Below are 26,991 nucleotides of genomic sequence, written 5' to 3'. Positions count from 1 at the left end.
GCGCCGATTTCAGTACACAAAGACACAATCAGTTGCTGAGATACTTTTCGAGAGCAGCACCGATTTCTGTGAGTACCTCGGGTTCGATCATCTGATTATGGGCGCAGTCGATAGTCCGGACATCTATTTTTCCTGTCACGAATTGGTTCCATTGCAGCGGATCGCGATCGATCCCGTCACCGGACCCTTGCGCGGCTGCGAAGAACAGCACATCACCGTCGTAGACGCCCGGTTCGAAATTGCCCATGATCTCGGTCGAGTTCGCAAAACCATCGTTGATCCGTTCCAGATGTGCCGGTGTCAGGCCGGTTTCCTGTCCAAACGACTGGTTCAACAGTTCCACTGCACCCTCGTAGGTCAGCGGTGAATCCGCCGCTTCGGGTGCAACATCTACGCCGAGACCTGCCAACAGTTCTTCAACAGTGAGTCTGCCCGCAGGGGCGTCACCATCGCCTTCGACGTAACTGTCCATGATCGTAACGGAGTCGACGCCTGAGCCGGACTCACGCAGATCCACCGCGACCGCATGTGCAATCGCGCCGCCGAGAGACCAGCCGAGCAGGTTGTACGGCCCCTCGGGTTGGACCCGCCGGATCTCCGACGCATATCGATGCGCCAGCGACTGAATCGAATCGAACGTGCCACCTTCGGAGATGGTCGGCAGCTGAAGTCCGTACACAGGACGGTCATCTGCCAGGTGGCGAACGATTCCCGCGTACCCCCAGGACAATCCGATTCCGGGATGGATGCAGAACAGTGGGATTCCGGTTCCCTGAGGTCGAAGGGGTATGACCACTCCGAACGCGCTGTCGAGACCGGAGGATCCCGTTTTCGAGTCACCGTCGATACGAGCAGCCAATCCCCCGGCGGTCGGATCCAGGAACAGCGATTGCAGTGGTACCCGGACACCGGTAGCAGTCTCGAGTGCAGGAACGACCCTGGTAGCCACCAAGGAAGTTCCGCCGAGGTCGAAGAAGTTGTCGTCCAGACCAATTCTGTCGACACCCAGTATCTCGGCGAAGACGTCGACGACCGCCTGCTCGGTTGCCGTCGACGGCGCGCGGTACGGAACTGTGCTGACTGTGAGCTCCGGAACCGGCAGTGCTCGTCGATCGAGCTTGCCGACGGGTGTCAACGGGATCTCGTCGAGCACCAGGATGGCGGTAGGCACCATGTGCCGCGGAAGTAGCGCAGCGACATGGTCGACCAATTCCGTGATCTCGACCGATGCACCCTGAATCACGCGGACGTACGACACCAGGACGGTATCTCCCGAAGGCGCGAGGTGACCGATCGTCGCTGCAAAGTTCAGAGCGGGGTGTTCGGTGAGCACGGTATCGATCTCGCCGAGTTCGATTCGGAAGCCTCGCACCTTCACCTGGAAGTCGCTTCGTCCGACGAACTCGATCTTTCGGTCGGGCGTCCACCGCACCACATCTCCGGTGCGATACATGCGCTCGCCTGGTTCGCCCAAGGGATCTGCCACGAAGCGCTCCGCCGTGAGACCGAGCCGGTGGAGGTAGCCCCGCGCGGTGCCCGGGCCTGCAATGTACAGCTCACCCGGCACGCCGCCCGGCACCGGGCGAAGCCTGGAGTCGAGGACGAGGAACCGGAATCCGATTGCGGGACTTCCGGCATCGACGATCTTCCCCGGCACCAAGGGGCCACCGACACTGGCTTGAATCGTCGTTTCCGTAGGCCCGTATCCGTTGAACATCATGCGGCCCTTGGCCCAGCGCGCGACGAGTTCGGGCGTGCACGCTTCTCCGCCCAACGCCAGGACCTCGACCTCCGGCAAACGATCACCCTCGATCGAAGACAGCGCCGCCGGTGTCAGGAACGCATGCGTGACGTGCTTGTCCTCGAGCAGATCGGCAAGCTCGTCACCACCGAAGATTCCCGGTGGCACGATGACGAGCGTGGCGCCGACACCGAACGCCATGGTCAGCTCGTAGACCGAGGCGTCGAAGCTCGGGGACGCGATGTGCGAGACCCTGGAATCGATCCTCGGATGGAACCTGAGGGTGACCTCGTCCTCCAGGTTCGACAGACCGCGATGGCGGACCGCGACGCCCTTCGGACGACCGGTCGAGCCCGAGGTGTAGATCAGGTACGCAGGGTTGTCCAGGTGCAGATCGGCCGTGCGATCGGTATCCCTGACGGGGTCGGTCGGGTAACGCTTGATGTCCGCTGCGAAATCCGGATCGTCGACGACGAGCCATGTCACGGTGTCCGGCAGTGCCTCTCGATGAGCGTGCACCGTCAGACCGATCGGAGCACGAGAATCGTCGAGCATATGGGCGATGCGATCCGACGGGTAGTTCGGATCGACGGGTAGGAAGGCGGCACCGGTCTTGGCAACGGCCCAGATCGACAGAATGGACTCGACGGACCGCGGAAGTGCGAGCGCGACATACGTTTCCGGGCCGACGCCGAAGTCGATCAACAGGCGCGCGATACGGGTCGACCATTGGTCGAGATCGCGGTAGGAAAGCGCAATGTCGCCGAACTCGACTGCCGTCCCGTCGGGGTTAGCGGCCGCTGCGGCATAGAGAATCTCCGGCCAGGTACGGGGCTGGCGTCCGTCTACGCCTCGAGCAGGCGCAAGCAGCGGCCGCTCTGTGTCGCCGAGGATGTCGATGTCGCCCACAGGCGCTGCAGCGTCGGACACCACGGCATCGAGAATCCGTACGAAGCGATCCGCGAAGGACTGCACGGTCGACGAGTCGAACAACGACGTTGCGTAATCGAACGCACCGGAGATTCCCGACGGTTCACCCATCTCACCGAAATTCTCCGACAACAACAGTTGCAGATCCTGTTTGGCGACCGGGACATCGAAGTCGAAACCTTCGACCGTGAGACCCGGTAGCTCGAGCCGTGCTTCGGTGTTGTTCTGGAACGACAGCGCCACCTGCGACAGCGGTGAGTACGAGGTGGACCGGACCGGGTTCAGTACCTCCACCACCCGCTCGAACGGGATCTCGTTGTGCTCGAACGCCTTCAGATCCTCGTCCACGACACGGTCGAGCAAGGACTCGAACGACTCCGCACCGTCGACAACGGTTCGCAGGACCAACGTGTTGACGAACATGCCGATCAGGTCGTCCAATGCAGCGTCACCGCGGCCGGCGACCGGCGTGGTGATCGCGATGTCGTCGGTGCCACTGAGCCGCGCCAGAGTTGCGGCGAAGGCTCCGTGCACCACCATGAACATCGTGGCCCGACGGGTCTGCGCGTAGGCGGCAATACGACCGTGCAGAGCGGCGTCGATATCGAACTTGACGCGACCGCCATGGAAATTCTGAGTGGTCGGGCGCTGCCGGTCCGTGGGAAGCGGAAGCAGATCCGGAACACCTTGTAGTGCAGTTCGCCAATACGCGAGTTGACTGCTGGCGACGCTGGCGGGATCACTCTCATCGCCCAACAGCTCTCGCTGCCACAGCGTGTAGTCGGCGTACTGGACTGGGAGTGGTTCCCATGCCGGAGCCGCGTTGCCCGTCCGCGCCGAGTAGGCGACCATCACGTCGCGCGCGAGCGGAGCCATCGAGGCGCCGTCTGCCGCGATGTGATGAACGACCACTGCGAGAACGTGAGTTGTCTCCTCCTGCGGCGAAGCGACCCGATACACAGCCAGACGGATCGGGATCTCGGAGGTTACGTCGAAACCTCGACCGGCGAACGCGCCGATCGACTCTGCGAGGGCACCTTCCTCGACGGTCGAGACATCGAGCTCGGGTAGAACATCCGACGCCGCATGAATCAGCTGCACGGGCCCCTCACCCACCGAGGGGAACGTCGTACGAAGAGACTCGTGGCGTTCGAGGAGGTCCGCTACTGCCGACCCGAGGGCTTCGATGTCGAGGGTTCCGGTCAACTTGACCACGAGCGGGACGTTGTATGCAGGCGAAGAAGGGTCGAACCGGTTGATGAACCACATCCGCTGCTGAGCGAGAGACAGTGGCACGTTCGAGGGTCGCTCGCCCGCCCGCAGTACCGGACGACCAGAGCCCGTCCCACTGTCGGAAGCAAGTGCGGCCAACGCTGCCACGGTGGGAGATTCGAAGATCGCCCGTACTCCGAGGGAAGTTCCCAGGGCCGAGTTGATTCGTGCGATGACACGCGTCGCCGACAGCGAATCGCCGCCACGATCGAAGAAATTGTCGAGCGCGCCGACACGATCGCTGCCGAGTGTGTCGGCGAAGACCTCTGCCACCGCGATTTCGGCAGGGGTACGCGGTGCCACGTACTCGCTTGCAGCGGAGGTGAACTCCGGCGCGGGCAGAGCACGACGATCGAGTTTGCCGACGGGAGTCAGCGGGATCGAGGTGAGCTGGACGATGATGGACGGCACCATGTGTCCGGGGAGGCTGGCCGCTGCATGCGCAGTCAGTGCGGAGTGGTCCAGTGCCGCGTCCATTTCGGAGGCCCGTACGTAGGCCACCAGAACGGTGGCACCCGACGGTGACTCGGCACCGACCGTCGCAACGAAATCCACCGCGGGATGCGACGCGAGTACAGCGTCGATCTCACCGAGTTCGATTCGGAAACCACGAACCTTCACCTGGAAGTCGCTACGTCCGACGTATTCGACGGTGTAGTCAGGAGTCCATCGAACGAGGTCACCAGTCCGGTACATCCTCGATCCCGGTTCGCCGAACGGGTCGGCGACAAATCGCTCAGCCGTCAGCGCCGGCCGATCGTGATAACCACGGGCCAGGCCTGCGCCCGCCAGGTACAGCTCGCCTCGAACTCCGACCGGAACCGGACGCATGCGCCCGTCGAGCACTACCTCGCGGACTGCTCTGATCGGTCCACCGATGGTCAACGAGGAACCCGCCTCCAGCGGATCGCTGATGTTCGACATGATCGTTGTCTCGGTGGGGCCGTAGCCGTTGTAAAGACGTCGCCCCGGTGCCCACTTCGAAACCAGTTCGGCGGGAACTGCCTCGCCGCCGACGACGACGTGCTGGAACGCGTCGAGTCCGGTCGGATCGACCGAGGCGAGCGCCGACGGTGTGATGAAGGCGTGTGTCACTTCTTCGCTCGAAAGAATGTCGTGCAGTTCGGTTCCGCCGTAGACGGTCGGCGGCACGATGACCATCGTTGCGCCTGCCCCGAACGCCAACAGGTATTCGAGAACGGATGCGTCGAAGCTCGGCGAGGACACGTGAAGGGTTTTCGACTCGGGCGTGATGTCATATCGCGCGGTCTGCTCCTCGGCGAAGTTCTCCAGCCCCGAGTGAGTCACGACGACACCCTTCGGTAGGCCCGTCGATCCCGAGGTGTAGATCGCGTAGGCAGCGCTCGAGATATCGACTCCGCGGACGCGTTCGCTGGCCTCGAGCGGCAGCGCGGAGAACTCGATCAGCTCGTTCGCGACGGACTCGTCGTCCAGCACTATCCAGCTTTCGCTGCCCGAGAGTGTGGGAAGGGCATCGGCATGCTCGGAGGCAGTGATGCCGAAGGCAGCCCCCGAATCGGTCACCATGTGCTCGATCCGATCACGAGGATACCCCGGGTCGACCGGTACGAACGCGGCCCCTGTCTTCGCAACGGCCCACACGGCGACGACGGACTCGATCGAACGTGCCAGCCCGAGAGCGACGAACGACTCCGCCGACACCCCTCGACTCAACAACATCCGGGCAAGTCGGCTCGAGCGCTGGTCCAGTTCGTCGTAGCCGACGCTCGTATCGCCGAAACGCAACGCAGTACGGCCGCGAGAGACCGTTGCGGCGCGTTCGAAGATGTGCCCCAGCAACACCGTTGATCCACCGCCCGGCCCATGTACCGGAGCAAGATCGGCGTGTTCGGACTCACTGAGCAGTTCGACCCGCGCCAGCGGCATCCGGTCATCGGCGACGACGGCGTCGAGCACCCGTTCGACCCGGGCAATGATTCGCTCGACATCACTCTGCGAGAACAGATCTGGAAGATACTTCGCCTTCAAGTGCAGCTGATCGTCGATGGACGCCACGAGTGTCAACGGGTAGTGCGCAGCATCGGTTCCGAGCACATCGGCGACGCGAAGGCCCGCAATGTCCGTGTCCTCCGACAGTCCTGCCCGATCGACCGGATACGACTCGAACACCGTCAGAGTATCGAACGACACCCCGTTTCCAGCCGCACGCTGGATGTCGGTGAGCCCCAGATAATGGTGGTCCAGCAGAGATGCCTGTTCCACCTGAATCCGATCGACCAGATCACCGATCGCCTCGGCGGGATCGAGGCGCACCCGCACCGGGAGTGTGTTGATGAACAAACCGATCATCGACTCGATGCCGGGGATCTCAGGCGGGCGGCCGGACACGGTGGCACCGAACACCACGTCGTCGCGGCCGGTGAGCGCCGCGAGCACGACGCCCCACGCACTCTGAACGATCGTGTTCAACGTCGACCCGCGATGAGCGGCCAGGTCTCGCAATGCTGCGGTGGCCTCACGTGAGAGCGACTGCGTGGTTTCGACGGAAGTCGTGGATAGCTGACGACCCCGGTCCGAACCGGCAAGCAGTGTAGGTTCCTCGACGCCCGACAGTGCTCTGATCCACTCGGCCTTCGATACCTCGGCATCGCGCTTGTTCATCCAGCTCAGGTAATCCCGGTATGCGGGGACTCGCGGCAACATGGAGTCGTCGCCCGCCGTTGCATACAGCGTCAGCAGCTCCTTGATGAGCAGAGGTGTCGACCACCCGTCGAGCAAGATGTGGTGATTGGTGAGTACGAGTCGCCATTCGCCGTCGGCCTTGGTTATGAGTGTGAAGCGCAGGAGCGGCGCAGAGTCCAATGCAAATCGCACCGCTCTGTCCGCGTCGAGGACGCTGTGCAGTGCGGCGTCCGCGTCGGGAGCTCCGCGCAGATCGACCTCTGTCCACGGCACGTCGATTCCGGTCTGCACGACCTGCAGCGACTCGCCGTTCGCGCCGTGCACGAATGCAGTGCGCAGGTTGGCGTGACGATCGAGGAGAGTCTGCGCAGCGGCCTTCATTCGCCTGCTGTCCACCAGGCCGCGGAGTTCGAGACCCAGCTGCACCATGTAGGCGTCGACGCCGAGGTCGAGCTGCTCGTCGACCTCACCCGCGAGCCGTGCGTGGAACAGCAAGCCCGATTGAAGCGGCGACATGGACCACACATCGTCGAGGCCCGGGAAACGGTCCTCCAGCGTTGCAATGGTTGGTTGATCGATCTCGACGAGATCCAGATCCGACGGCGTGTAGCCGCCAGAGGTGGGATCGTCGGCGTGCGTTGTCAGCGCGGTGAGCGCCGCCGTCCAGAGTTCGACGAGCCGCTCGACCTCGGGAGCGGTCAGCACGCCCGACGGGAACGCGAACGTTGCATCCAGGACAGGACCCGAGGACGTCGTGTTCGTGACCGCGTTGATGTCGAGCAGGGCCGGAACGGGCATGTTCGGGTTCTGTGCGTCGCCAAGATTGCTGTCCGACACCGGGATCCACCCGACATCCTCCATACCTTCGGACGAGGCGGTCGCGAACCGTCCCAGGTAGTTGAAGCTGATCTGCGGCCGCGCGAATCCGCCCAGCGCGTCTCGGCCTGCATCGGTGAGATAACGAGACATGCCGTAGCCGATTCCGTGGTCGGGAATGGCCAGCAGTTGTTCCTTGATTGCCTTGATGGCCTCGCCCGCAGACCGGCCACCGGCGATGGCGTCGGCGATATCGATGCCGTCCAAGCGCAGGCGCACCGGGAAGATTGTGGTGAACCAGCCCAGGGTGCGTGACAGATCGGCGCCGGGCACGACGGCGTCCTCACGGCCGTGGCCTTCGAGGCTGACGAGGGCGTTATCGACCGTCGTGCCCCGTTCCTGCCGCCACGCGATCAACGCGAGCGCAAGGCCGGTGAGCAGTCCGTCGTTGACACTGCCGTGGAACGCTTCCGGCACTCTGGTGAGGAGCCGTTCCGTGACCGAGACGGGCAAGGATACTTTGATCCGCTCGACGGTGGAGTCGACGTCGACCGTCGGATCGATTGCACGAGATCCGATCACAGGATCTGGTTCCGACAGCATGGCGGTCCACAGCGGCAGTTCGTCCGAGCGCGTCGCTGCAACCTCGACGAGGGCGGTCGACCAGCGTCGCATCGAGGTACCGGTCTCGGCCAGCACGGGCACTGTGCCTGCCATGACCTGCGACCACGCGGTAGCGAGATCCGGGACGAGGATTCGCCAGGACACACCGTCGATGACGAGGTGATGCGCGACAACGAGCAATCGGCCTGAGCCGGAGGGTGCTTGGAACCACACCATCTGAATCATCCGACCCGAAGACGGGTCGAGCCGATCGGCTGCCGCATCGAGTTCGTCAGCGGCCTGCAACGAGAATGCCTCTCCGACAACATCGTCGACCTCGACATGGTGCAGAACGCTCGCGGCGGACACCGCTCCGATCGGGGCTACACGTTCGGTCCACACTCCGTCGTCGCCCACGGAGAGCTGTGCCCTGAGCATGTCGTGTGTGTCCAAAACTGCCTGAAGGGTCTTCTCGAGCACATCCCGTTCGATGGCGGGAGGCAGCTGGAGCAACGCGGTCTGGGTGTATCGACCGAACTCCTGGCTACGTTCCAGCATCCACTGCACGATCGGAGTCAAAGGCATCTCACCGACACCGCCGCCGGGAAGTTCGTCCAACACGATCACCGGAGCGTCGACGGCGAGGGCCACCACCTCGGCGAGGCCCGCTACGGTCTTGCGTTCGAAGACGTCACGGGGCGCGATGATCAGCCCCGCTGCTTTTGCACGCGAGACGAGCTGGATCGACATGATGCTGTCTCCGCCGAGCGCGAAGAACGAGTCGTCCACGCCCACGGAGTCCAAACCGAGAACCTCGGCGAACAGCGCGGCCAGTCCTTCCTCCACAGGAGTGGCCGGCGCACGGCTGTGCGTGACGCGCGCCGAGAAGTCAGGCGCTGGTAGGACTTTCCGATCCAGTTTTCCGTTGGCCGTCAGCGGAAGCTCGGCAAGCACGACAAGAGCTGCCGGCACCATGTAGGAGGTCAGTGACGCACCGACCTCGTCCAGAATCACTGCGGTGTCGAGAGTACGACCGGCTTCGGGCACCACATACCCCACGAGCCGGTCACCGGCGCCGTCGTCGCGCACGGAAACGACCGACTGCGCGACACCTTCGCAGGCGAGCAGAGCAGATTCGATCTCCCCGAGTTCGATCCGGAACCCGTGCAGTTGGATCTGCATATCGCTACGGCCGAGGTATTCGAGTTGACCGTCGCGGTTCCACCTAGCGGTGTCACCCGTCCGGTACATCCTGGTACCGGAAGCACTCTCAGGGTCGGCCACGAATCGTGTGGCCGTCAATGCGGTGCGGCCGAGGTAACCGCGTGAGAGCTGTGCCCCCGACACGTACATTTCCCCGGTCACACCGGGAGGAACAAGCCTCAACCGACCGTCACGAACGGACACCGTCAGTCCGGGAATCGCTTGACCGATGACGCTGGCCGACGCCGAGGCGGCGAACTCCTGGTCGAGTTCGAGGTGGCTGACGTGGACCGTGGTCTCGGTGATGCCATACATGTTCACCAAGGTCGGCGAGGTATCGGAGTGTCTCGCGTACCAACGTCCCAGCTGGCCGAGGTCGAGCGCTTCACCACCGAAGATGACGTAGCGCAGGGAAAGTCGTTCGGAATCTGTCGGCGCGGATCGGTCGGCTTCGGCGAATTGATAGAACGCCGTCGGTGTCTGGTTGAGCACGGTCACGTGCTCGGCCACGAGCAGATCCCTGAACAGTTCGGGTGAGCGCGCGGTGTAGTAGTCGACCACGACGAGCGTTCCGCCATACAGCAGCGGCCCCCACAATTCCCACACCGAGAAATCGAACGCGTAAGAGTGGAACATCGTCCACACATCGGTTTCGTCGAACCCGAACTTGTCGATGGTGTTCGCGAACAGAGTCCCCACCGTCGAGTGAGTGACCTGAACGCCCTTGGGTCGTCCAGTGCTCCCCGACGTGTAGATGACGTACGCGATCGAATCGGCGGTCGGTTCACCATGTCGGTCGGAGGCGGTCAGCGCTTCGCCCGACAGAGTCTCGACCAATGCTGCAGTCTCGGCGTCATCGATCAACACCTGCGCCAGACCTCCCGTCGGCACTGACTCGATGTCCGCGACGGTCGAGAGCACGCACACCGGGCTGGCGTCGTCGAGCATGAAGGTAAGACGATCGGCCGGGTAGGTCACGTCGACGGGGAGATATCCGCCGCCGGCCTTGAGGACCGCGAGCAACGCGACCACGAGATCGGCGTTGCGCGGCATCGCTACCGCAACAAGTGACTCCGGTTCGACGCCGACCGAGACGAGATGACGCGCTAGCCGATTGGCTCGTACATCCAACTGCGCGTACGTCAGCTTGTCGGCTCCGAAGACCACAGCGGTGGCGTCCGGGAACCGCGCAACTACAGACTCGAATCGGCGTATCAGGGTATCCGCCGCCGGCCCAGCACCCGGGTGGTTCCACTCCGAAACCATGGAGTTCAGCTCACGAGGCGTGACGATCTCGATGTCTCCGACAGGAGAATCGGGAGCGGACGTGACGCCGTCTACCAGCGCAAGGAACCGGTCTGCGAACCGACGCACGGTCGAGGGCTCGAACAGGTCGACGGCATAGGTGATGGCTGCGGTGATACCTGCCGGCGCACCGTCGACGTCGTACTTCTCCGAGACCGTCAGCTGCAGATCGAACTTCGCGACGCCTGCATCGAACTGGAGACCCTCGACGCGAAGGCCGGGGAGTTCGAGTTGCGCGACCTCGTTGTTCTGGAATTCGAGCAGCACCTGGAACAACGGCGAATGATCTGTCGATCGACTCGGCGCCAACGCATCCACGAGCTTCTCGAACGGAACATCGGTGTTGTCGAACGCCGCAAGATCACCGGCGCGAGTAGCGGCCAGCAACTCGGTGAAACTCACATGCGGCGACACCTCGGTGCGCAGCACCAAAGTCCCGACGAACATGCCGACCAGATTGTCGAGCCCCGCCTCACCACGACCCGCGATCGGCGTTCCGATCGCAATGTCCTGCGTACCGCTCAGTCGAGCCATCAGCATGGCCCATATGGCATGAACTGCCATGAACATCGTCGACTGTCCTTGACGGGCAATACTGTTCAGAGCGGCATGCGTGTTTGCCGATATCTCGAACGAAACCGATGCACCGCGCATGGACTGCTGGTTCGGTCTTGGCTGATCGATCGGCAACGGCAGAACATCGGGCACGTCGGCCAGAGTCTGCGACCAGAAAGCCAACTGCTTCGACGCCAACGACTCCGGGTCGTCGTCGTCACCGAGCAACGATCGCTGCCACAGTGTGAAGTCTGCGTACTGCACCTCGAGCGGCGCCCACTCCGGGGCATTACCTGCCGCCCTCGACGAATACGCGACCATGACGTCACCCGCCAGCGGGGCCATGGATGCGCCATCGGCCGCGATGTGGTGGACGACAATGGCCAGCACGTAGCGCTCGTCGACCGCCTGCCTATCGGGGAAGCCCTGTGTGTCCGAGATGCGGTACAAAGACGCCCGGAACGGGCTGTCGGTCGTCACGTCGAACCCACGTGACGCATCGGCGAGGATACGCGCCGACACGCCCGCCTCGGCGACGTCGACCACATCGAAGACGAACCCGCTGGGAGCCTCGCCGATCGACTGGAACGGCAACTCCCCCACCGTTGGGAAGGTTGTCCGCAGACTCTCGTGCCGCGCAACAACATCGGACACGGCAGCACCGAGCGCTTCGATATCGAGGACCCCGGTCAGCGACACTGCCAGAGGAATGTTGTAGGCCGCCGACGATGTATCGAACTGATTGATGAACCACATCCGCTGCTGCGCCTGAGACAACGGCACCCGCTCCGGTCGCACCACCGGTGCCAATGCCGGACGCGTTCCATTTGCTACAGCATCGGAGCTACGTAGAGCAAGAGTAGCAACGGTCGGCGCTTCGAAAAGAGCGCGAACGGTGATGCCGGATCCCAGAGCCGAATTGACCCGCGAAGTCACCCTGGTCGCACTCAGCGAGTCACCACCGAGCTCGAAGAAGTTATCGTCGAGTCCGACGGAGTCGACCGCTAGAACCTCGGCGAAAACGCTTGCAATGATCCGCTCGGTATCAGTCGTCGGTTCGCGGCGATCAGCCCTGCTGCCTAGATCCGGCGCGGGGAGGGCCCGGCGATCCAACTTACCGGCAGGCGTCAACGGAATCTCGTCCAACACCACGAACGCCGACGGAACCATATGCGCTGGAAGCGAATTCGCAACAGCATCGCGAAGAACAGTCGCATCGATCCGACGTTCACGAACCGGATGTACATACGCGACCAGAGCGGTATTACCGTTCGGGCCGTCGACGCCGAGGGTGGCCACGAAATCCACCTCGGGCAGAGCAGCGATCACCGCATCGATCTCACCCAACTCGATACGGAAACCACGCACCTTCACCTGGAAATCCGAACGCCCCACATACTCGAGCGCACCGACACCACCCTCCCCGCCAGCTACCTCCCCGCCACCGACACCACTCCACCGCACCAAATCACCAGTGCGGTACATCCGCTCACCACCGGAACCGAACGGCGCCGCAACAAAACGCTCCGCCGTCAACCCCAACCGATCGTGATACCCACGAGCCACACCAGGGCCCGCCAGATACAACTCCCCCACCACACCCACCGGAACCGGACGCAACCGCGAATCCAACACGACGACAGAGAACCCGAGCAGCGGTGAACCGATGGCTATCGCTGCGCCAGGAGTCATCGGTTCACTCACCGAGGCGAACACGGTGGCTTCGGTAGGGCCGTATGCGTTGAACAACTGTCGACCAGGCGCCCAGCGTTCCACCAACTCCGGACCACACGCATCACCACCGGTCACCACCACCCGCAATGCATCCAACCCCACCGGATCCACCGACGCCAACGCCGCAGGCGTCACGAACGCATGCGTCACCGACTGCTCCGCCAACACCGCCGCCAACTCCACCCCGCCGTACACATCCGTCGGCGCAATCACCATCGTCGCCCCACCACAGAACGCCAACAACAACTCGAGAACCGACGCATCGAAACTGGTCGACGCGAAGGAGAGCACACGCGATTGTGTGGACACACCGAAAGTGCGACGTTCTTCTTCAGCTACGTTCGCAAGCCCGCGGTGAGCTACTACGACCCCCTTCGGCACACCCGTCGAACCCGAGGTGTAAATCAAATACGCCGCATCATCAAGAGACGGAACCGGCCACACAACCGAAACACCATCGCCAACAACACCATCGCCCACAACACCATCGCCCACGGCGTCATCACCATCGAGAACAATCCACCCCACACCCGGACCAGCCTCACCCAACACACCCACATACTCCGACACCGTCACACCCAGCACAGCACCCGAATCCGACAACATATGAGCCACACGCTCCACCGGATACGACGGATCCACCGGCAAGAACGCACCACCGGCCTTCGCCACCGCCCACACCGCAACCACAGACTCCACCGAACGACGCAACCCCAACGCCACAAAAGAACCAACACCCACACCACGCGAAACCAACAGCGACGCCAAACGCGACGACCGCTCATCCAACTCCCCATACGAAACCGACACATCCCGCGAAACAATGGCAACCGCATCCACACCGGCAACCGACACCGCCGAAGCAAACACCTCCGACAACAACCGACCACCCACCGACACACCACCACGCACCGGAACCAACAGCTCACGCTCGGAATCCGACAACAACTCGAGTTGTCCGACCTTCAGATTCGGTTGTGTTGCAAATGCTTCGAGCACACGCATTATCCGCGCCAGGATGCTTTGCACCTGGGTCGGAGCGAACAACTCAGGCAAATACCTTGCTTCGATATGCAGGCAATCGTCGACCATGGCCACCAGCGTCAACGGATACTGCGCTGTGTCGCTTCCATCGATGATGTTCGACACCCGTAGCCCCGCGATGTCGGTCTCGTCCGAGAATCCTGCTCTGTCAACCGGATACGACTCGAACACAGTCAAGGTGTCGAACGCCACGACCGGTCCGACTGCTCGCTGAATCTCGGTCAGACCGAGGTAGTGGTAGTCGAGAAGTCCAGCCTGTTCGGACTGCAGTCGACCGATGAATTCGGCCAGCGTCTCGTTGGCATCGAGAGTGACTCGGACGGGCAACGTATTGATGAAGAGACCGATCATCGCCTCGATGCCGTTGATCTCGGGAGGCCTACCCGAGACGGTCGCGCCGAACAGTACGTCGGTATGTCCCGTCAAGGTCGCCAACACCGTTCCCCAGGCAGCTTGCACAAGGGTGTTCACGGTGACTCCGCGCTCGCGCGCCATCGTCCGCAGTCGTTGTGTGTCCGACGCTGCCAGCGTGGTCAATTCATTCCCGGCGCGAGACGATTCCTGGCGGCGGCTCTCGATCGGCGTGAGCAGTGTCGGCTCCGACAGCCCGTCGAGCGCTGCGATCCAGGCAGTTCGTGCTTCCGTTACGTTCCGCTGACTCATCCAGCCGAGATAGTCGCGATAGGCGGGAACCCGAGGCATCACCGAAGTGTCGCTGTCGGTTGCGTAGAGGGTGAGGAGGTCGCGGATGACGAGCGGCGTGGACCATCCGTCGATCAGAATATGGTGATTTGTCAGTACCAGTCGCCACTGCCCGTCACCGAGTGTGATGAAGGTGAACCGCAGCAGTGGTGCATCCGCCATGTTGAAGCGTGTTGCGCGATCGGACGACATCACGGCGTCGAGCTCGACGCTCCTGTCGGACTCCGACAGGTGCGTCAGATCGATCTCGTGCCATGGCACGCGCACTGCGCGTTCGACGACCTGGATCGAATCACCTTCGAGATTGTGCACGAATGCAGCTCGGAGGTTTGGATGTCGATCCAGAAGAGTCTGGGTCGCTCGGTGTAGGCGTGCCTTGTCGACTGTGCCGGTGAGCTCGATCACAAGTTGGACAATGTAGGCGTCGACAGTCTGGTCGGAGAGCTCGGCGTGGAACAGCATGCCCGATTGCAACGGTGACATCGACCAGATGTCGGTCAGATCCGGATAGCGGAGTTCGACGTCGTCGATCGACCGTTGATTCAACGCGACCAAGTCGAGATCCGAGGGCGTGAATCCGCCTGCGCCTGGAGTGCGTGCGTGTCCCACGAGTGCAGTGAGCGCCTTGACCCACAGGTGCGTGAGCTCCTCGACTTCGCTGCGCGCCAGCACGTTCGACGGGAAGGCGAACGTCGCCTTCAGCACTGCTCCGTCGACCTCGGCCGTAGTGACCGCGTTGATATCGAGTACCGCGGCCGCTGGCAGGTCCTTGTTTTGAACGTCGCCGATCGCGTCGTTCTCGACCGGCAGCCAACCGACGCCCGTCAGGTTCTCCGGAACCCCTGTGTTGTAGCGACCGAGGTAGTTGAAACTGATTTGGGGCGAGGCGAATCGAGCGAGTAGTTCGCTGGAGCTCGAATCGAGGTATCGCAGCATTCCGTAGCCGATGCCGTGGTCGGGCACGGCCAACAACGATTCCTTGACGGACTTGATCAACGCGCCGGCGGCCGCGCCACCGGACATCGCATCGTCGAGATCGACATCTCCGAGCGCGATGCGAACCGGGTAGATCGTGGTGAACCAGCCGACCGTCCTGGCAAGGTCCGCGCCGGGGACGACGTGATCTTCGCGCCCGTGTGCCTCGAGGCTGATGAGAGCATTCTCGGACTCGACGCCGCGGGAACGTCGCCATACGGAGATCGCGAGTGCGAGACCAGCCATCAGCCCGTCGTTGACGCTGCCGTGAAATACCTCTGGAAGCTTCGTCAGAAGATCCTCGGTGACCTCTACCGGAACTGCGACATCGACGTGTTCCACTGTCGCGTACACATCGACGTCGCGATCGAGGGCTCTGGATCCGATGAGCGGATCGTCGCCGGCGAGTGTCGACTCCCACATCGGCAGTTCGGCGCGCCGACCTGCCGCCTTTTCCGTCAGACCGTGTGCCCAGCGCCGCATCGATGTACCGACAGGAAGAAGCGCCGCATCCTGACCAGCATTGAGCTGCGACCACGCGGTAGCGAGATCCGGAACCAGGATGCGCCAAGACACGCCATCCACGACCAAGTGATGGGCCACTATCAGCAGTCGACCGGAGCCGCGTGTGGAGTCCGGATTCGTGTCGAGGCCTGGGTCGAACCAGACGAACTGAATCATGACGCCCGCCGATGGATCGAGCCGGCCCGCCGCTCTGTCGAGCTCGGCGGCCGCCAACGACGAAAAACTGTCGCCGGTACATGATTCGACCGTTACATGGTGGATCACAGCGGCCGCAGCGATGGAGCTTACGGGCTGTACATCCATCGACCAGTCTTCGTCATGGCGAAGACGTGCTCGCAGCATGTCGTGATGATCGAGCACGGCTTGTACTGTCCGCTCGAGAACAGACTGCTCGATGTCCTCCGGCAGTGTCAGAAGTGCTGTCTGAGTGTGCCGATCGAACGAGGTCGTACGGTCGATCATCCACGACACGATTGGTGTCAGCGGAACGTCGCCGATGCCCCCACCAGGCAATTCTTCGAGGACCGTGATCGACGCGCTGTCCGCGGAAAGCGCGACCTCGGCGAGGCTGGAGACCGTCTTGCGCTCGAACACATCACGGGGCGAGAGAATAAGTCCGGCAGCCTTGGCCCGCGAGACCAGCTGGATCGACATGATGCTGTCGCCGCCCAAAGCGAAGAAGGAATCGTCCACCCCGACATGGTCGATTCGAAGGACCTCGGAGAACAGTCCCGCAAGCACCTTCTCGACAGGACTGGTGGCCGCGCGTGTGGAATCCGGACGGTTGTCGAACGTCGGTTCGGGTAGCGCGCGTTTGTCGAGTTTGCCCGCTGGGGTCAACGGGATGGATGTCAGTTCGACGAACGACGTCGGAATCATGTGGGCAGGAAGCGATGCCGCTACATGGTCCCGGAGCGCCGATACATCCAGGTTCGTACCGTCGACCGGCAGCACGTACGCAACCAGGATCGTGTTGCCGGCTGGCCCCGTGACACCTGCGGTTGTCACGAACTCGACATCGGAATGAGCGGCGAGAACGCTGTCGATCTCGCCCAGCTCGATGCGGAAGCCACGTACCTTGACCTGTGAATCGCTGCGTCCGACGAATTCCAGCGCACCCGCGCGGTTCCACCGCACGACATCGCCAGTGCGATACATGCGTGCGCCTGGTTCACCGAATGGGTCGGCGACGAATCGTTCCGATGTGAGCGCCGTGCGGCCGTGGTACCCACGAGCGAGGCCTGGACCCGCGAGATACAACTCTCCCGGAACGCCGACAGCAACCGGCTTCATCCTGACATCGAGAACAACTTCGGAGAAACCGATTGTCGGAGAACCGATATCAACAGCTGCCCCTGCCAGCAACTGATTGCTGATCGACGAGAAAATCGTCGCCTCGGTGGGTCCGTACGCATTGAACATCCGACGGCCGGGCGCCCACTTGGCCACCAGTTCCGGCGGGCATGCGTCACCACCGGTAGCGATCACCCGTAGCGCGGTCAACCCGGCCGGATCGACCGATGCCAAGGCCGCGGGCGTGACGAATGCATGTGTCACGTCGTTGTCCGCAATCAGTCGTGCGAGGTCCGGTCCGCCGTACATTGCAGGCGGAGCGATCACCATCGTGGCGCCCGACCCGAACGCAAGCATGAATTCGAGAATCGACGCATCGAAGCTCGGTGACGCGAATGCAAGAGTCCGGGAATCGGGACTCACTGCGAACCGGATGCGCTCCTCCGCGGCGAGGTTGGCCAATCCGCGGTGCGTCACGACCACACCCTTGGGAAGACCGGTCGATCCCGACGTGTAGATGAGGTACGCAGCGTCGCCGAGGCGCAGCGGCTCGACGCGGTCTGCGTCGGTGATCGGCAGTCCCGAGAGCTCCGCCGTAGAACTCTGGAAGCGTGGATCATCCAGCACGATCCATACGGTCGAATCCGAGAGTGCAGCAAGGGCAGCAGTGTTCGTTGTGGTTGTCAGGCCGAGTGTCGCACCGGAATCGATGACCATGTGCCGGATGCGGTCTTCCGGATACGTCGGATCGACAGGCAGGAATGCCGCTCCAGCCTTCGACGTTGCCCACATCGCGACAATTGTTTCCGGCGACCGCGGCAACGCCAACGCAACCACGTCACCAGGGCCGACTCCGTGATCAGCCAGAACACGCGCCAACTGGGATGACCGGATATCGAGTTCGTCGTAACTGACCACGGTGTCGTCGAAGATGATTGCGTCGGCGTCCCGCCCCGCAGTCTCCACGGCGGCGGCAAGTATGTCGGGTAGCGAACGCTCGGGCACTGACGCCGGGCCGCGAACGGGTGCCAGATCTCGGTACTCCTGCGGCGACAGCAGTACGATGTCGCCGACAGCGGCACCTGGATCTCGCGTCACTGCGTCCAGGATCAGCTGGAAACGCGTAGCAAACTCGGCAACCGTCGCTTCATCGAACAAGTCGGTGGCGTAGCGGAATTCGGCCTCGATGCCTTTTTGAGCGCCGAACTCGTCGAACGCTTCCGATACGGTCAACTGGAGATCGAAGTTGGCAATGTCGTGTGCGAGATCCATGCTCTCCACAGACAGACCCGGCAGAGCAATGCTCGGGCGATCAGTGTGCTGAAACTCGAGCATTACCTGGAACAACGGTGTGTACGACGTCGACCGAACCGGGTCGAGGGCGTCGACGACGCGTTCGAACGGTAGGTCCGCGTGAGTGAAGGCCGCAAGGTCGGTGGTGCGGACGTCCGCGAGAAGGTCGTCGAATGTTGCAGACGCCGAGACCTCGGTCCGAAGCACCAAGGTGTTGACGAACATTCCGACCAGCTCGTCCAACGCGGCGTCGCCTCGACCTGAAATCGGGGTGCCGACGGATATGTCGGTGGACGCCGACAGCGATGACAGCAGCACCGCCAGCGATGCATGAACGATCATGAACACACTGGAGTCGCGTGACGACGCGAGAACAGCCATCCTGGAGTGAAGCTCCGTATCGATGGCGAAGCCGACGGTCTTGCCGTTGAACGACGCCTCTGCGGGGCGAGGACGATCCGTGGGCAGTTCGAGGACCTCCGGCGCCCCCGAGAGGGAGTCGATCCAGAACGCCAATTGTTGCGACATCAGCGACGACGGATCTGCTTCCGATCCGAGAAAAGCTCGCTGCCACAGCGAGTAGTCCGCGTATTGCACCGGAAGCGGTTCCATCCGGGGCGCCTCGCCCTGGGTGCGCGCACTGTAGGCGACGATCAAATCGCGCGCCAGGGGGGCGCTCGAGAATCCGTCCGAAGAAATGTGATGGACGACGAAAGCAAGAACGTGCTCGTTCTCGCCGATTTCTATCAGCCGTGCGCGCACGGGAACCGTGCTCGACACGTCGAAGCCAGCCGCGGCCACTTCCGTGACGAGTTCGATGACGCGGGCCTGCGTATCGGCGTGGACAGGGGTGAGATCCGGGAGCGCCTGGTGCGGCCGGAGAATCGATTGCACGGGCCCGTCGTCGGTGAGCGGAAATACGGTCCGCAACGATTCATGACGGTCGATGACGTCGCCCACTGCACTACGCAGCGCATCGAGGTTCAACCTGCCGGTCATGCGCATCGCAAACGCGACGTTGTACGCCGCCGAGGAAGTGTCGTACTGATTCATGAACCACATGCGCTGTTGCGCAAGTGAGACCGGAATCGAATCCGGCCGATCGACCGGAACGAGGGCGGGTCTCGGATCGGTTCGGTATCCCTGAGACTCCACCGTTGCTGCCAACGCACGCACAGTCGGCGAATCGAACAAGTCGCGAACCGTCAAACTCGAACCGAGCGCTGTGTTGATTCGTGCAATCAAACGCATTGCAACCAAGGAGTTTCCCCCGACCGCGAAAAAGTTTTGCGTAACGCCGATGTGTGCACCGTCGCCATGGTCCGGGCGGAGCAGATCGACGAATTCAGCAGCGATGATCTCTTCGATCGGGTTTTTCGGCGCCACGATGTCGTCGTTGGACAGCACGAAAACCGGTTCGGGAAGCAACTTGCGATCCAGCTTGCCGCTCGCGTTGAGAGGGAACTCTTCTAGTTCCAACAACAGGGACGGCACCATGTACGCGGGCAGCGAGCCAGCGACCGAGTCCACAACGGCAGTTGCGTCGAACTCGAAACCACGAACAGGGACGACGTACGCGACGAGGATCTCACCGGTCGACTGGTTGCTGTGCACCAGTGCGACCGCTTGCGACACCGACTCATGACGGAGGAGTGCAGCTTCGACCTCGTTGAGCTCGATACGGAGACCCCGCAGCTTCACCTGGAAGTCGGTACGCCCGATGTACTCGATGTTGCCGTCTGCTCGCCACCGCACGAGGTCACCGGTGCGATAGAGCCGAGCCCCCGGCTCACCGTACGGATCCGCTACGAACCGGTCTGCAGTCAGGTCACCTCGGCCGACATATCCGCGGGCCAGCTGGACGCCCGCAAGATACAGCTCACCGGGGGCGCCGATCGGCGCAGGCTGAAGTGATGCGTCGAGCACGAATACACGTGTGTTCCACACTGGGGCACCGATCGGAACCGACGTCAGATCCGTCGAGGTGCAGGAATAGTAGGTCACGTCGACGGCAGCCTCGGTGGGACCGTACAGGTTGTGCAGTGCGGCGCTGGAGAAGTCGAAGAAGTTCTGGACGGTGGCGGGCGGCAGCGCCTCGCCGCTGCAGAACACCATCCGTAGCGAATCGCAGTCATCCGAGTGCGCGCCCTCGACGAACACAGCAAGCATGGACGGCACGAAGTGCATCGTTGTAATTCGTTCACGCAGAATCAGACGCGACAAGTACTGTGCATCGCGGTGTCCGTCAGCAGAGGCGATTACCAGTTTGGCACCGATCTGCAACGGCCAGAAGAATTCCCACACCGACACGTCGAATGTCGCCGGAGTCTTCTGCAGTACGTTGTCCGACGGCTCCAGCTTGTACTCGTTCTGCATCCAGAGCAACCGGTTGACGATCGCATCGTGACTGACGGCAACACCCTTGGGCCGTCCGGTGGAGCCCGAGGTGTAGATGACGTATGCAGTATTTCGTCCCGACAGGTTGCCGAGCCGGTCCTTCGGTCGAAGCGGCGAGGTGTCGCGGTCGGAGACGTCGATGAGGTCCACCGCGAGTACAGGCGTTGCGACAGCGACGTTGATCCAGTCACGGCTTGTGGTGAGTATGCATACCGGTTGGGCACTGTCGATAACGTAGGCGGAACGGTCGACCGGGTGATCGGGATCGATCGGAACGTAGGCGCCGCCCGCCTTCACGATCGCGTACATTCCCACCAGCAAATCCGTGGATCGTCTGATCGCCAAGCCGACGTGGGACTCGGGGCCCACTCCCAGCGACACCAGGTGGCGCGCGAGCTGATTCGATCGTTCGTCGAACTCCTGGTAGGTCACGTGTTCGTCGTCGAATACCAATGCTATGGAATACGGACTCCGAACGACCTGAAGATCGAAAAGTGTGTTGAGTGTCGGATCTGCGCCGACGACGGCCGGAAGCGCGCGCTCGGTCGAGTTCCACTCTCGTAGAACAGTGTCCCGCTCTAGGCTGGACAGAATGTCGAGGCTGCGAATGGCAGAGTCGGGCGATTCGGCGATCGACCTCAGAAGCCGGAGAAAACGATCGACGAATTTGTCGATTGTCGATGAATCGAACAGCTCGGTAGCGTAGGTGAAGGCAGCACTGGGTGCGCCTGTCTCAGTTGCTTTTTCGTCCACCCGCAGTTGGAGATCGAATTTGGTGGTTCCTGTTTCGATCTCTTCGAATCCAACCTGGAGTCCGGGGAGTTCGAGTTGCGCGGCCTCGTTGTTCTGGAATTCGAGCAGCACCTGGAACAACGGCGAATGATCTGTCGATCGACTCGGCGCCAACGCATCCACGAGCTTCTCGAACGGAACATCGGTGTTGTCGAACGCCGCAAGATCACCGGCGCGCGTAGCGGCCAGCAACTCGGTGAAACTCACATGCGGCGACACCTCGGTGCGCAGCACCAAAGTCCCGACGAACATGCCGACCAAATTGTCGAGCCCCGCCTCACCACGACCCGCGATCGGCGTTCCGATCGCAATGTCCTGCGTACCGCTGAGGCGAGCGAGAAGAATCGCCAGCGCCGAATGGACAACCATGAACAGTGTTGCATCGTGCGCCGCACCGAAACGAGCCAGTTCGCTGCGCAGATCCGCGGGGATCTCGAACGTGCGGGTTGCACCCAGAATGGATTGATGGCTCGGTCGCGGACGATCGATCGGCAACGGCAAGACGTCCGGCACATCCGCCAAAACCTCACCCCAGAACGCCAACTGCCGGGATACCAACGACTCCGCGTCATCGGAATCTCCCAACAACTCGCCCTGCCACACCGCATAATCCGCATACTGAACCGCCAACGGCTCCCACCCCGGTGTCACACCCGCCACCCGAGCCGAGTACGCCACCATCACATCGGCAGCCAACGGCGCCATCGACGCACCATCGGCGGCAATGTGATGCACGACAATCACCAACATGAACCGATCCACATGGCTCTCGCCCGCAACACCATCACTCACAAAATTGCCGTCGGCAACATCACCATCGACGACCCGGTACAGCGACGCCCGGAACGGGCTGTCGATCGTCACATCGAAACCACGCCTCGCATCCCCCGCGATGTGCTCGGCCAACTCATCGCCCGCCACATCGACGACCTCGAACACAAAGACACCTGGAACCGCACCCACCAACTGGAACGGCAACTCCCCCACTGTCGGGAAGGTTGTCCGCAGACTCTCGTGCCGCGCAACAACATCCGACACGGCAGCACCGAGCGCTTCGACATCGAGCACCCCGGTCAGCGACACTGCCAGAGGAATGTTGTAGGCCGCGGACGATGTATCGAACTGATTGATGAACCACATCCGCTGCTGCGCCTGAGACAACGGCACCCGCTCCGGTCGCACCACCGGCACCAACGCCGGACGCGTCGATGATCCAACCGTGCTCTCGGCTCGAACTGCGAGCGCTTCGACTGTGGGCGCTTCGAACAAGTCCAAGACGCGAAGCCCAGCACCGAGCTCGGCGTTGACGCGTGCCACCAGTCGGGTAGCCACCAGAGAGTTTCCGCCGAGATCGAAGAAGCTGTCGTCGATCCCGATCGCGGAGCCGCCGAGTAGGTCTTCGAACACGCCTGCAATTTTGTGCTCGCGCTCCGAACGAGGTGCGCGATAAGCCGTCTTACTGCCTAGATCCGGCGCGGGGAGGGCCCGGCGATCCAACTTACCGGCAGGCGTCAACGGAATCTCGTCCAACACCACGAACGCCGACGGAACCATATGCGCTGGAAGCGAATTCGCAACAGCATCGCGAAGAACAGTCGTATCGATCCGACGTTCACGAACCGGATGTACATACGCGACCAGAGCGGTATTACCGTTCGGGCCGTCGACGCCGAGGGTGGCCACGAAATCCACCTCGGGCAGAGCAGCGATCACCGCATCGATCTCACCCAACTCGATACGGAAACCACGCACCTTCACCTGGAAATCCGAACGCCCCACATACTCGAGCGCACCGACACCACCCTCCCCGCCAGCTACCTCCCCGCCACCGACACCACTCCACCGCACCAAATCACCAGTGCGGTACATCCGCTCACCACCGGAACCGAACGGCGCCGCAACAAAACGCTCCGCCGTCAACCCCAACCGATCGTGATACCCACGAGCCACACCAGGGCCCGCCAGATACAACTCCCCCACCACACCCACCGGAACCGGACGCAACCGCGAATCCAGCACGATTTGCTCGGATCCTGTTATCGGCGAACCGATATCGACTGGCTTCTGAGCGGTCAATGCAGAACTGACCGACGAAAATACCGTCGCTTCGGTCGGGCCGTATGCGTTGAACATCTGTCGACCAGGCGCCCAGCGTTCCACCAACTCCGGACCACACGCATCACCACCGGTCACCACCACCCGCAATGCATCCAACCCCACCGGATCCACCGACGCCAACGCCGCAGGCGTCACGAACGCATGCGTCACCGACTGCTCCGCCAACACCGCCGCCAACTCCACCCCGCCGTACACATCCGTCGGCGCAATCACCATCGTCGCCCCACCACAGAACGCCAACAACAACTCGAGAACCGACGCATCGAAACTGGTCGACGCGAAAGACAGTGTCCGCGAAGAAGGTTCGACCTCGAAACGAACGCGCTCCAACTCTGCCATGTCGCCGAGACCGCGGTGGGTGACTACGACACCCTTCGGCACACCCGTCGAACCCGAGGTGTAAATCAAATACACCGCATCATCAAGAGACGGAACCGGCCATACAGCCGAAACACCATCGCCAACAACACCATCGCCAACAACACCATCGCCCACGGCGTCATCACCATCGAGAACAATCCACCCCACACCCGGACCAGCCTCACCCAACACACCCACATACTCCGACACCGTCACACCCAGCACAGCACCCGAATCCGACAACATATGAGCCACACGCTCCACCGGATACGACGGATCCACCGGCAAGAACGCACCACCGGCCTTCGCCACCGCCCACACCGCAACCACAGACTCCACCGAACGACGCAACCCCAACGCCACAAAAGAACCAACACCCACACCACGCGAAACCAACAGCGACGCCAAACGCGACGACCGCTCATCCAACTCCCCATACGAAACCGACACATCCCGCGAAACAATGGCAACCGCATCCACACCGGCAACCGACACCGCCGAAGCAAACACCTCCGACAACAACCGACCACCCACCGACACACCACCACGCACCGGAACCAACAGCTCACGCTCGGAATCCGACAACAACTCGACGTCGCCGATCACGGTCGACGAGTCGTGAGCAGATGCTTCGAGCAGGCGAACCAGCCGTTCACCGAGGACGGTCATTGCGGAGTGGCCGATATCGGCTTCGTCGTGGACGAACCGGATCGTCAACCCGGCGGGTACGCCCAATGCGTCGTAGCGTTCGTCGACGGCGATGACCAGGTCGACGAGATCCAAATCATTCGGGGACTCAGTACCCCCGAACGCAAGAAGCACTCGAATCAGGTCCGACTTACCAACGACACTCGCACCGACAGCCTCGGCGACAGCCTCCAGGGACACTCCTGCGTGTGACAACGCACCAGCGTCGATGACGCGCAATCGATCCGCAACGCCGGCGAACGAGTCGACCGGTTCGATCGCCCCCCTGAGAACGACCGTATTGCCGTTGGTGTGCGGTGTTCTGGCACCGATCGCGATGTCCGATTCGCCTGTGATCCTGGCCAGCAGCGCTACGACTGCCACGTGAACGGAGACAACAACACTCGAGCTCTGACTGGTGGCCGCAGCAAGCAGGCGCCGATGAACGTTGCCCTCGACCGACACCGAGACCTCGCTGCGCTCCCGGCTACCCGTTCCATTCGCTGCCGGATACAACCGAGCCGGGTCAGGTGCGTCACCGAGTACGTCGGCCCAGTAGCGCAGCTGCTGATGCTCGACACGACGAAGCCGACCGAGTGCCGCACTATCGGGGTGCACGTCGTCGACGGAATCGTGTGGACTCGCCGCTACGAACGCATCGACCACCTCGATGAACGTTCGATGGTGAGCGGCGAGATCTTCGTCCACGTATCGGTTTGGGTTACCCCGGAAGTCAACAAAAGTCTTTGCAGGCGAACCACTTTGATAGATATTGACCAGCAGGTCCTCAACCGGACCTGATGTCACGATATTGAATTCGCCGATGATAGGTCCGAGTCGGATCTCCTGGTGAAAAAGCATCACGTTCACCATGGGTCCGACGAGACCGCTCGCGAGCCCTCGCCCAACCAGATCTCGACGAATATCTTCGATGCTGAAGCGCTGGTGGCGTAGTGCACCCATCAACTTCAGTTGAACCTTCTGCACCAGGTCGCCCACATTTTCGCCCGGAATCACACGGACCGTCAGCGGTGCGACATTGACCAGCATGCCGCCCGAACGCCGAAGCACCGCCGTGGTTCTCGCAGAAACGGGGATGTTGACGAGAACTTCCTCGCGCCCGGTCATTCTGGCCAGGTAGCACGCGAACGCAGCGATCACGACGGCTGCGGCTGTTGCATTCTTGGTTGCGTCGGAGTTCTCCAGCGCTTCGACGACATCGGCGGACAGCGCTGCACTCTCGAGCGTGCTCGCCGCGACGGTTGGTCCTGGATTGTTGGAGAGCGTCGCGCCGTCCTGCGCGCCGCCGACGTGCTCCGCCCAGTAGTCGCGATCCGTTTCGAAGCGACTCGATTCTCGATACTGCTCGTCCAGGTGGTAGAGCGTCTCGAGATCCGCCGCCTTCGCAGGTTTGGCCTCGCGGCCTTCGAGCTCGGCGGTGTAGAGCTCAGCCGTGCGGTTCACCATGGTCATGGCGCCGTATCCGTCGAGCGCGACATGGTGAATCTTGCTGTACCACAGGTAACGATCGTCCTCGACATGGATGACCCATACGCTCACGAGCCGATCACGCATCAAATCGACTGGGGTGGTGTAATTTTCATCGATCCACGCCTTGGCGGCAGCCATGGAGTCTTCTTTACCACGCAGATCGAGGTAGTCGACACTGTCGTCGATTCCATGATCCACCACCTGCAGCGGCTCGCCGTCGATCTCCAGAAGTCTGATGAACGCCGATTGGAACTCGTGCCCCGCCGTACGACTGGACTTGCGCAGCAGTTCCAGATCCAGCTCACCCCGCAAATCCACGTACTGCGCGATACAGACTGGCACCTCAGGGGCGAGCTGCTGGGCGAACCACATTCCGCGTTGAGCCGACGTCAGCGGAAATGCATCCGGTGATCCACCGGCAGGAGGAAGAGAGCCGTGTGACTCGCCTGAAACTGCGGCCCGCATTTACAAGCCTTTCTGGATCGACATGG

1 protein-coding gene is annotated in these 26,991 nt (G+C 62.2%); it reads right to left on the bottom strand.

Annotated elements, in window-relative coordinates:
• Nucleotides 1-28: 28 nt before the first annotated feature.
• On the bottom strand, nucleotides 29-26,965 hold the full coding sequence (locus QMK17_RS12045; RefSeq protein ID WP_283509345.1) for a non-ribosomal peptide synthase/polyketide synthase: 26,937 nt from the start codon (nucleotides 26,963-26,965) through the stop codon (nucleotides 29-31).
• Nucleotides 26,966-26,991: the final 26 nt, after the last annotated feature.

The sequence above is a fragment of the Rhodococcus sp. G-MC3 genome (genome assembly GCF_030063335.1).
GTDB lineage: Bacteria > Actinomycetota > Actinomycetes > Mycobacteriales > Mycobacteriaceae > Rhodococcoides.
The sequence above is the reverse complement of the archived record's forward strand: the minus strand, read 5'-3'. Positions and strand labels throughout refer to the sequence as shown.

What these genes read in the sequence shown, in the direction of transcription:
- QMK17_RS12045 (WP_283509345.1), bottom strand. Translation starts at nt 26,965, where the DNA reads ATGCGGGCCGCAGTTTCAGGCGAGTCACACGGCTCTCTTCCTCCTGCC.